This is a genomic window from Thioalkalivibrio sp. HK1, assembly GCA_000583135.1.
Lineage (GTDB): Bacteria > Pseudomonadota > Gammaproteobacteria > HK1 > HK1 > HK1.
On sequence record JFBG01000075.1, the window covers coordinates 35,581 to 45,736 of the forward strand.

Sequence of the window (10,156 nt, forward strand, 5' to 3'; positions counted from 1 at the left end):
CGGTGTTTCTATAGATTATCGGGTATGACGCCAAAGGATATGTCCTTCATCGTCATGACGTTATCTACCGCGCGTGGATTGATCGATGAAATTCATCGATCATCGGAGCCCTCCTTCCAAGCCTCGGGTTTTTCGTTCGAACACATTCCAATATCGTTCGATGCGGCGTCGCGCGGTCGGCGCAAGACCGAAATCGGTGGAATGCGAAGGCCCTGCGCTTCGACCTCGTGATCGTTGTAGTTGATCCAAAAGACTTCTTTGCCGGTATCGCGGCGGCGTAGCCCAAGCGGGAGTTCGCAAGTTGCGATGCTCGCGGCGTTCGCTGCGCGTTGGAGGATTCGAAGCGCTGCCGTCTCATCGGGCCATCCGGTCAGGTATCGGCAGCGCTCGTTGCCGACCAAGGCGGGCTGCCCGTCGGCGCTGCGCTCGAAGATGGTGGTTCGACCGACGGCCGGGCATTCGGCGAACTCTCGATAGTGATGGAACTTGCCTCCTTCGGGCAGTTCGATATCCATTTGCGGACCTAGGCTCTCGGCTCCGACGATGCGCAGATCGAGCCCGGGAAAATCGGGGGGTAGGGGAGTCGGGATTGTCATATCGCCATCTCGGGCGGCGCTGCGTGGTCCCAAAAGCAGGTGGCGGGCGGTATTGCCGAGGGCTTTTTTCAGTGCGGGCGGGATATGGATCAATCCCGGGGCTATAACCAAGGACCAATCGCTGAAATCCTCGGTGGTCGGCGGCAGGATATCGATCGACAAGCCCAAGCGGCGCAAGGCGCGATAAAACCCGAAGATCAGATCGAAGTAGCTGCATCCGGCTTTGTGCGGCTGGATATCCCAAGCATGGTCGGCGTCATAGTCGAACAGCAGCGCAACCGGAGCGCCGCTATGGTCGATATCGGGGGCGGCGGCGATGTCGGCGGCAACCGATTCGATCTCCGCCATGACCTGAGCATCGCTCCCGTCGGGATATTGCAGCCCGGCATGCATTTGCTCTTGGGCGAAGGGGGCTTGGCGCCATCGGAAATAGCAAACCGTCTCGGCTCCGTGGGCGAAGGCCTCCAAAGTCCATAGACGCACCATCCCCGGCAAGGGTGCGGGGTTATAAGGAGCCCAGTTCACAGGTCCCGGCTGTTGTTCCATGATCCACAGGCGTCCTTTGCCCACCGCCCGATAAAGATCGTGATGGAAAGCCTGAAAATCGGGTTCGCCCTGGCGGGCGAAGCGTCGACGGGTTTCGGCATCGGCGCCGGCGCGCTCGGCCAGGAAGCCCAAGGGATAGGAATCCCAAGCGGCGATATCGAGATCCTCTCCCACCGCGAAATGATCGAAGGCGGTGATGCGCCCCATATAGTTGTGGGCGATCGGGGCATCGCTATGGGCGCGGATGATATCGACTTGGAGGCGATTGAAGCGGATGACCTGATCGGAGGAAAAGCGGGCGAAGGCGAGTCGATGGGCGGGGTTGGCCTCGGTGACCGTCAGGTTGGGCGGATCGATCTGCTCGAAGTCTTGGTATTCCATGGACCAAAATACATTGCCCCAAGCCCGGTTCAACCGATCGATATCACCATAACGATCCCGCAGCCACCGCCGGAAAGCATCGCGGGCGGCATCGCTGTAGGACAAGGTCGTATCATGACAACCGTATTCGTTATCGGTCTGCCAAGCCTGCACCGCGGCATGGCGACCGTAGCGTTTTGCCAAGGCGGTAACGATACGAGCGCATTCCTTGCGGTAGCCGAGATGGCTGAAGCAATAATGCCGGCGGGAGCCGAATTTGCGCTCATCGCCCCTTCGATCCACGGCGAGCATGTCCGGATAGCGTTCGATCAGCCGGCGCGGCGGTGTCGCCGTCGGGGTGCCGAGCACGATGCGAAGACCGGCGGCGCTCAAGGTTTCGATGGCGTTATCGAGCCAGTCCCAGTCGAAGCGATCGGGATGCGGCTCCAAGCGACTCCAAGCGAACTCGCCGATCCGCACCCAGCGCAAGCCCACCTCGACCATGCGCTTGGCATCCCTCGCCCACCGAGATTGCGGCCAGTGCTCCGGGTAGTAGCAGCAACCCAGCGCGCGTTCCCGCTTCGGCGCCTCGCTCATCGTCAGCGTAGCCGCAAGCCGGTTTCGGGGTCGAAGAGATAGGCGCGAGCGGCATCGAAGCGCGCGGTGAAGTCCTTGCCCTCCACAACGTTGCGATCCCCTTTGATATCGATGATCAAGGGATTGCCGTCCTCGGTGCGGGCATAAGCGTAGGCGATTCCCCCCAAGTTTTCGATCACCTCGATCGGCACCGTGAGCGCGATCTCGGCCGAGGCATCGAAGTGTTCGGGGCGGATACCCAATCGAGCCGCGCTGCCGACCGCCAAGGGTCGTTCGAGTTCGAGCCGAACGTGGATGTCATCGAAATCGACCAGGCTCACCGTGGTGTGATCGCCTTCGACAGCCACGACCTTCGCATCGAGAAAGTTCATTCGGGGCGAGCCGATGAAACCGGCGACGAAGGCATTGTCGGGGTCGTCGTAGAGCTCGATCGGCGATCCCACCTGCTCGATCAGCCCGTCTTTGAGCACGACGATGCGATCCGCCAAGGTCATGGCCTCGATCTGATCGTGCGTCACATAGATCATCGTGGCCCCGAGCCGCTTGTGCAGATTGGCGATTTCCAAGCGCATGCGCACCCGCAGTTCGGCGTCGAGGTTGGAAAGGGGCTCGTCGAACAAGAAGACTTCGGGCTCTCGAACGATGGCCCGTCCGATGGCCACGCGCTGACGCTGGCCGCCGGATAACTCGCTCGGTTTGCGCTCGAGCAATCGATCCAGATGGAGGATGTCGGCGGCGCGATCCACCCTTTTGCGGATATCGTCTTTGTCCACCCCGTTCATGCGCAGGCCGAAACCCATATTTTCCCGCACGCTCATGTGCGGATAGAGGGCGTAGGTCTGGAAGACCATGGCGACGCCGCGATCGCCGGGGTCGGCGGTGGTGACATCGCGCTCCCCGATGCGGATATTGCCCTCGAGCGTGGTTTCAAGGCCGGCGATCAATCGCAGCAAGGTCGATTTGCCGCATCCCGAGGGGCCGACGAAGACGATGAATTCCCCGGAGCGGATCGACAGATCGATACCGTGGATGATGGCGACCCCGCCGAAGGATTTTTTTACCGAGGTCAGTTCGAGTCCGGCCAAGACTCATCTCCCAAGCGATGGTTTCGAGATCCCGAAGGCGCCTCGCTCACCCTCTTCGAATCAGGCGGTGGATCATTGCGCAGCGCGGCGACCTCCAAACGCAAGCATCGCACTTCATCGAGGATTTCTTGTTGGTTGTCGCTGGTCGCTTTGTGTTGATCGGCATGGACCCCGTCCTGCATGGCCTGCACGACCACCCCGATGAACAGATTCAGCGCGGTGAAAGTGGTGCATAGGATAAAGGGCAGGAAAAAGGCCCAAGCCATCGGATGCTCGTTCATGACCGGCCTTACGATGCCCATCGACCAACCCTCGAGGGTCATGATCTGAAATAGCGAATAGGCCGAGGCGAAGATATTGCCGAACCATTCGGGAAAGGTCTCGCCGTAGAACTCGGTGGCCATCACCGCGCTGACATAAAAGATCAGTCCCAGCAGCACCGTGGATCCGCCGATATTGGGCAGGGCGCTGAACAAGGCCCCGACCACGCGTTTGAGCGAGGGCACGACCGTGATCAGGCGCAGCACTCGCAGGACGCGCAAGGTCCGAAGCACCGCAAGAGGGCCGCTTGCAGGCACCAAGGCGATGGCGATGACCGCAAAATCGAAAAGATTCCAAACGTTTTTGAAAAAACCGAGCCGATGGACCAGTATCTTGGCCGCAAGTTCCACCGCGAAGATGCCGAGGATGGCGTTTCCCAGCGGCGCTGCCAGCGGCCCGATGCGCGGCATCTCCTCGGCGTGGGTTTCAAGACCCAAAACCACGGCGTTGATGAGGATCAGGATCATCAGCCAACGATCGGTGCGCGGATGATCGAGAAGGGATCGAAGCGAGGTCATGAAAACCCCCTATCGCAGCACATTCCCGCCGTCGATGCCGATGGTTTGCGCCGTCATGTACGAGGATTGATCGCCGGCGAGAAAGACCGCGACCCTGGCGACATCGACGGGCGATCCCATGAAACCCAAGGGAACGGCGGCCCCGACCTCGCGTTTTTTCTGCCCCAAGGGCTTGTTCTCGAATTGCGCGAAGAGCCCGTCGACCGTTTCCCACATCGGAGTGTCGATCACCCCCGGCGAGATGGCGTTGACCCGAATCCCGTAGGGCGCCAAAGCCAACGCCGCCGACTGCGTATAGCTGATCACCGCAGCCTTGGTCGCGCAATAATGCGCCACCAATGCCTCCCCTCGATGACCTGCCTGGCTTGCAAGATTGATGATCGATCCTTTCTTGCCGTCGGCGACCATTTGCCTGGCGCAAGATTGCATCACCGCATACATCGCTCGCACGTTGACGGCGAAGAGTCGATCGTACTGATCCAAACTCGCCTCCAAAATCGATCCCATATCGAAAATCGCGGCGTTGTTGAACACGATATCGGGGGATTTCTCGGCGATCCACTCGTGCAGTCGGCCCAAGTCGTCTTCCGATCCCAAATCGATGGACCGATATTCGATGGCGCTCTTTGCGCGAGAATCAAGACCGGATGCGAGGCTCGAATCGAGATTCGAATCGAGATCCCGATCCGTCGCCAAAACCTCGGCTCCCGCCGCCAAGAAATGCCGCGCCGTTTGCGCTCCGATCCCGCCTTTGGCTCCGGTGACCAAGCAGATCTTGCCTTCGAGATCGACGGGGGCGGGGTCGATGGGAGCCGCCGCAAAAGCCGCAGGCCTTGCCGGATTCACGGGATTCACGGAATCGCCCCGGCTCATTTGACGGCTCCGAAGGTCATTCCTTGAACCAGCTGCTTTTGCACGAACCACCCGAAGATCATGATCGGGGCGCAAGCCAGAGTCGAAACCGCCGAGAGCTTGGCCCAAAAAAGACCCTCGGGACTCGAAAAAGACGCCACCAGAGCCACCAACGTTCCGGCATCGGAGGAGGTCAGGACGATCGACCAAAAAGCCTCGTTCCAGCAAAGGACGATCGACAAAAACGCGGTCGCCGCGATCCCGCCCCGGGCCAGCGGCATGACCACTTGGGTGATTTCGGCGAAGGTCGAAGCCCCGTCCATGCGAGAGGCTTCGAGGATCTCTTTGGGGATATCGCGAAAATAGTTGAACAGGATCATCATGATGATCGGCAAGTTGATCATCGCATAGATGAAAACCAAGGCGAATCTCGAATCGAGCAGACCGAATTTCTGGCAGATGAGGTAGATCGGCATCAACACCCCCACCGCCGGCAGCATCTTGGTCGATAGCATCCACAGCAGCACGTCTCTTGTCAGATGCGAGGGCTTGAAAGCCATCGCGCAGGCCGCCGGGATGGCGATGATCATCGCCAATGCCGTGCCCCCGAAGCTGGTGATGATCGAATTCAAGGCGTGTTTCGTGTAGTCGGTGCGCTCCTGAATCAGCAGGAAATTATCGAAAGAGGGCTCGAAGAAGAGCAGCGGCGGGGTCGATATCGCTTGCTGCTCGGTCTTGAACGCGGTCAGGATCATCCAAAAAATGGGGAAAAACATCAAAAGCCCGATGATCCACGCCAAGGTCACGATCGAGCGATGAAGCAAGCGCTGTTTTTGTCGATCGGTCATCGCCTCATACCGCCAAATTGCGTCCGATCATCCGGATCAGAAAAAACGCCACGATATTGGCGAGGATGATGGCCAGCACGCCCCCGGCGCTGGCGACCCCCACGTCGAAGCCCTGCAGCGCCTGAGCGAAGATCAAGAAGGCGAGGTTGGTGGATTGAACCCCGGGACCGCCGCTGGTGGTCACGAAAATCTCGGCGAAGATGGAAAGATGGAAGATCGTTTGAATCATGATCACGACCGCGATGGGTCGCGCCAGATGCGGCAGGATCAGATAGATAAAACGAGCCCGGAATCCGGCGCCGTCGAGCAAGGCGGCTTCCTTTTGCTCGCTATCGAAGTTTTGCAAGGAGGTGATGAAGATCAAGATGGCAAAGGGTGTCCACTGCCAACTGACGATCATGATCACGCTGAGCAGCGGAGCGTCCTTGAGCCACTCGATGGGCTCCAATCCGAAAAATCCGGCAAAAACCGCGAACAGACCGTAGATCGGATGCAGCATCATGTTCTTCCACAGCAGGGCATTCACCGTGGGCATGATGAAAAAGGGCGAGATCAACAGCACCCGGAGCACGCCTCGCCCCGGGAAGGAGCGGTCGATCAACAAGGCGATGGCAAGCCCCAGCCCGACGGTGATGATCAACACCGATCCGACGAGGGTCAGGGTATTGAGGATCGCGGGCCAAAAGGCGGGGTCGGTGAAAAAGAACTCGTAATTCGACCATCCGACGAAGCCCGATCGTTCGGGGTAGAGCAGTTGGTAGCGGATGGTCGAGAAGTAGATCGTCATGCCCAGCGGCACGACCATCCATAAAAGGAGCAGAATCACGCTCGGGGCCTGCAAGAGCCTTGCAAGGGTCCGGGTCATGGCGCGATACGCATCGAAGGTGATCTAGCGAGCAAAACAGCAAGAATCACGGGGCGGTGGCAGCACCGCCCCGTGAGGATATGAACCGCTTTGTCGATCGAGTCGAGCGGCCCATCGGGCTCGATCCTCGATCAGTAATAACCCGCCTTGCGCATTTCGCGGTCCGCGGCGGCTTGCGCATTTTCCAGCGCTTCCGTGACCGAGATATCTCCGGCCAAGGCGGCGGTGAACTGCTGACCGACGGCGATGCCGATCGCTTGGAACTCGGGGATCGCCGCGAACTGCACGCCGGTGTAGGGAGTGGGATCCTGGGTCGAGTTCGAGGGATCAGCGGACAAGATCGCCTTGAGTTCGGCCTCGGCGAAAATCGCCGCTCCGAGGAAGTTCGGGTTCTCGTAGGTCGAGGTCCGGGTGCCGGTGGGAACTGCGCCCCAGCCATTCACCGAAGCCACCAGCTCGATGTACTCCTTCGAGGTCGCCCACTCGATGAATTTGCGCGCATCATCCGCCTGCTTGGTGCCCGAGGGGATCGCCAGTGCCCATGCCCATAGCCAGTTGGCGCCGCGATGGGTGACCGCAACCGGGGCTTGGGCGAAGGCCATCTTGTCGGCCACCTTCGACTGTTCGGGATTGGTCACGAAAGAAGCGGCGATGGTGGCATCGATCCACATCGCGCATTTGCCTTCGTTGACCAAAGCCAAAATCTCGTTGAAGGAGTTGCCGGTGGATCCCGGAGGGCCGTAGTTGTTGAGGAGATCGACATAGAAACTGATCGCATGGTTCCAAGCCGGGCTATCAAGAGCCGGTTTCCAGTCTTGGTGGAACCATTTGGCGCCGAAACTGTTGGCCATCGTGGTCAGGAAGGCGGCGTTGTCGCCCCATCCCGGCTTGCCGCGCAAGCAGATGCCGTAGACCCCGTTATCCTTGTCGGTCATGGCCGCTGCGGCATCCGCCACGTGCCCCCAAGTGGGGTTGTCCGGCATCATCATCCCCGCGGCATCGAGAAGATCCTTGCGGTACATGATCATCGAGCTCTCGCCGTAGAAGGGGGCGGCGTAGAGGGTTCCGTCATGGCTCAACCCGCCGCGCATCGCGGGCAGGATGTCATCGACATCGTAGTCGGCGCCGAATTCAAGGGCTTCCAACCAGCCGCGAGAGCCCCAGATGGGAGCCTCGTACATCCCGATGGTCATGATGTCGAACTGCCCGCCCTTGGTCGAGATATCGGTGGTCACGCGTTGGCGCAAGACCCCTTCTTCCAAGGTGACCCAGTTGACGGTGATCCCGGGGTTCGCCTTCTCGAAATGCGACGTGAGTTTTTGCATTTCGATCATGTGGCCGTTGTTGACCGTGGCGACGGTCAGCTCTCCGGCCATCGCCGCGCTGCAAAGGCAGGTGGCGCCGACGGCAAGTCCTGTCATCGTGTTGCGAATGGATCGCATAATCCCTTTCCTCTGAGGTTGTTATGAGACGAACGAGGAATCCGTGTCGATCATCGTTTTCGAAACCGAAAATCAACGGATTCGCGATAAGGGCAATATCCTACGGGTAAGGATTCTATACTCTATTTTGATGCTTTGCTTGTAAAGGGATCCTTCGAAGGGGTCTTCCAATCACCGAATCGACAAGAATCTCGACCCTTTCGGCACTTGTCGGGGCTTCGTCGTACCGTTGATCGCCCGTATGCGACCAAGAGGCGATCGATCATGGGCGATGCCCAGGGCGCATCGGATCGTTCGGCCCTCATGAGTTTTTTCGAAGAACGCTCGAAGCCCGATATCGGACCCGATAGCGAACGATCCGACCCCGTGTCGGCTCGGCCGCTCATTGGCGCATCGCTCATAATCCGCTCGATAAAAGTGCCGGTGAGCGAAGTCATCGCCACTGGTTTCATTGCCGATTGCCATCTCCAATCGTCATTGTCAAGGAGAAATCCATCATGCCCGAATCACCCGATTCCGCCGTCATGCGCTATCCCTCGGGCGCTCCTTCCTGGGCCGAGTTCTCCGCCCGGGATCTGACGGCCTTCAAAGCGTTTTACCTTCCCCTGTTCGGTTGGCAGGTCGATGCCGTCGGACCCGAAGATCCGGATGATTATCTTTGCTGCATGCACAAAGGACAGATGATCTGCGGGGGGGCGCTTTGTCAGGGGGAGGATGTGCCACCGCATTGGAAGGTCTATGTCACCGTCGACGATCTCGATGCAACCGCCGAAAAGGTGCGAAAAGAAGGGGGAACGGTGCTCGCCGATCCCTTCCCGGTGATGGATATCGGGCGGATGTCCGTCATTCGGGATCGACAAGGGGCGATGCTTTGTCTGTGGTCGCCCTTGACCCACCACGGTGCCCATGCCATGCAGCGGCCGGGAGCCCTTGCTTGGTTCGAACTGTCCACCAGCGATCCGAGCGATGCCTGCGACTTCTACCGCGCGGTCTTGGGGGTGAGCGTGGTGCACGATTCGAACGCCCGCATCCCCTACACCCGCTTCGAAGTCGGTGGGATGCCGGTGGCCGGGGTCATCAAGGTCGGCGACGGCGGGGACGGCACCTACGATTGGAGCGATACTCCCTCCCATTGGGGGGTGTATTTCGGGGTGGACGATATCGACAAGGCGCTTGCCAAGGTCAAGGAGCTCGGCGGGCGGGTCTGTATGGGCTCGACCGATATCTCCGTCGGCCACATTGCGGTGATCGCCGATACCGAGAATGTCGTTTCCATGCTGATGCACATGAATCACTGGTAGGGTGGGGGGTTGGCAGGGTAGGGGGCATCGCACGTCTGCATGCATCCCATCCGCGGCCTCGACTCGCCGACAAACGCGCGCTTTGCGGATCTGCGGATTCTCAGCGCTTGTCGGCGATCGATGCCTCCAATGCCAAGCGTCCGAGGCTTCCGGCCAGGATGGCGAATCCGATGCCGGAAGCCGGAACCAGCGTTCCCGCCGGTCGCATCATCACGAAGATCATGCCCAGTGCCACGAGAGCCACCACCGACGAGGCGATAGCCCACTTAGGTTCTCTCGATTCCCACCAAGTCAGGGCTCCGATGATCACGAGGCAAAGCGAGATGCTCCCCGGCAGGGGGCGCATCCCTTCCGCCGGTGGCAGATCGATTGCGGGCCACCACCGATTCATCAAGGATCGATGAAGATCGAGCAGCAGGTCGTTGGTCAGATCGCCCAAGGGCGACCATTGAAAAGCGATGCCGATCCCGACGACCAAAAAGAACCCGATTCGTCGAAGGTATCGATACCGGATTCGCGGGCCGGTCGGATTCAAAGCCATCCCTCCTTTCGAAATTCTTCTCAAAAAAGTCTTCGTTATGACCCCAGACCGCGGATATTCCCCCCCCGCAGCCCTTTGCGAAACGACTTTGCGAAACAACCCCCGAAATCCCGCATAACCCGCCGATGCGCGATGCGCATATCATGCACTCATCAGGTTTTTTGCGTATCGAAGGATTCGAAATCGGGAAGGATTTTAGAAAACGGTTGGAATGCCGCCCGCCCCGATAAAAACCAGTGACATCTTCGCCGGAACAGGATATCTTACAATGAAACATATTACCC

General features: G+C 59.4%; 9 protein-coding genes. 1 reads left to right on the top strand and 8 read right to left on the bottom strand.

The features are described 5' to 3' along the window. Positions 1-92: 92 nt before the first annotated feature. From BF99_RS0116990 to BF99_RS0117020, 7 genes are all read right to left on the bottom strand, one after another. Positions 93-2,099, bottom strand: coding sequence for a beta-galactosidase (locus BF99_RS0116990; protein WP_025772029.1), 2,007 nt, complete (start codon positions 2,097-2,099; stop codon positions 93-95). 2 nt (positions 2,100-2,101) lie between these two features. Next, complete coding sequence (locus tag BF99_RS0116995; protein WP_025772031.1) at positions 2,102-3,184, bottom strand: ABC transporter ATP-binding protein; 1,083 nt, start codon at positions 3,182-3,184, stop codon at positions 2,102-2,104. Next, the gene (locus BF99_RS0117000) at positions 3,166-4,023 is read right to left on the bottom strand and encodes an ion transporter (protein WP_025772032.1); all 858 of its coding nucleotides are present in this window, start codon (positions 4,021-4,023) and stop codon (positions 3,166-3,168) included. Before BF99_RS0117000 ends, BF99_RS0116995 begins: the two co-directional genes overlap by 19 nt. A 9-nt stretch (positions 4,024-4,032) precedes the next feature. Further along, positions 4,033-4,896 (bottom strand): SDR family oxidoreductase, encoded by an 864-nt coding sequence (locus BF99_RS0117005; RefSeq protein ID WP_081759332.1) that lies wholly within the window; start codon positions 4,894-4,896, stop codon positions 4,033-4,035. Beyond that, the gene (locus BF99_RS0117010; protein WP_025772035.1) at positions 4,893-5,723 is read right to left on the bottom strand and encodes a carbohydrate ABC transporter permease; all 831 of its coding nucleotides are present in this window, start codon (positions 5,721-5,723) and stop codon (positions 4,893-4,895) included. The genes BF99_RS0117005 and BF99_RS0117010 overlap by 4 nt, the downstream gene beginning before the upstream one ends. Before the next feature lie 4 nt (positions 5,724-5,727). After that, positions 5,728-6,588 (bottom strand): carbohydrate ABC transporter permease, encoded by an 861-nt coding sequence (locus BF99_RS0117015; RefSeq protein ID WP_025772036.1) that lies wholly within the window; start codon positions 6,586-6,588, stop codon positions 5,728-5,730. 131 nt (positions 6,589-6,719) lie between these two features. Further along, positions 6,720-8,009 carry an ABC transporter substrate-binding protein gene (locus BF99_RS0117020; protein WP_197019202.1) on the bottom strand — a complete coding sequence of 430 codons (1,290 nt, stop codon included), beginning with the start codon at positions 8,007-8,009 and terminating at the stop codon, positions 6,720-6,722. A gap of 518 nt (positions 8,010-8,527) precedes the next feature. On the opposite strand from BF99_RS0117020, the gene BF99_RS22215 reads away from it, so the two are divergent. Next, entirely contained in the window at positions 8,528-9,331 is an 804-nt protein-coding gene (locus tag BF99_RS22215; protein ID WP_025772040.1) for a VOC family protein, read from the top strand. A gap of 100 nt (positions 9,332-9,431) precedes the next feature. Here the strand turns inward: BF99_RS22215 and BF99_RS0117035 are convergent, their stop codons facing one another. Then, positions 9,432-9,809, bottom strand: a complete 378-nt coding sequence (locus BF99_RS0117035) for a hypothetical protein (protein WP_156013425.1) — start codon at positions 9,807-9,809, stop codon at positions 9,432-9,434. Between the last annotated feature and the right edge of the window lie 347 nt (positions 9,810-10,156).

Coding starts and splice junctions, on each gene's coding strand:
- BF99_RS0117005 (WP_081759332.1), bottom strand. CDS start 4,896: ATGAGCCGGGGCGATTCCGTGAATCCCGTGAATCCGGCAAGGCCTGCG.
- BF99_RS0116990 (WP_025772029.1), bottom strand. CDS start 2,099: ATGAGCGAGGCGCCGAAGCGGGAACGCGCGCTGGGTTGCTGCTACTAC.
- BF99_RS0117015 (WP_025772036.1), bottom strand. CDS start 6,588: ATGACCCGGACCCTTGCAAGGCTCTTGCAGGCCCCGAGCGTGATTCTG.
- BF99_RS0117020 (WP_197019202.1), bottom strand. CDS start 8,009: ATGACAGGACTTGCCGTCGGCGCCACCTGCCTTTGCAGCGCGGCGATG.
- BF99_RS0117010 (WP_025772035.1), bottom strand. CDS start 5,723: ATGACCGATCGACAAAAACAGCGCTTGCTTCATCGCTCGATCGTGACC.
- BF99_RS0117000 (WP_025772032.1), bottom strand. CDS start 4,023: ATGACCTCGCTTCGATCCCTTCTCGATCATCCGCGCACCGATCGTTGG.
- BF99_RS22215 (WP_025772040.1), top strand. CDS start 8,528: ATGCCCGAATCACCCGATTCCGCCGTCATGCGCTATCCCTCGGGCGCT.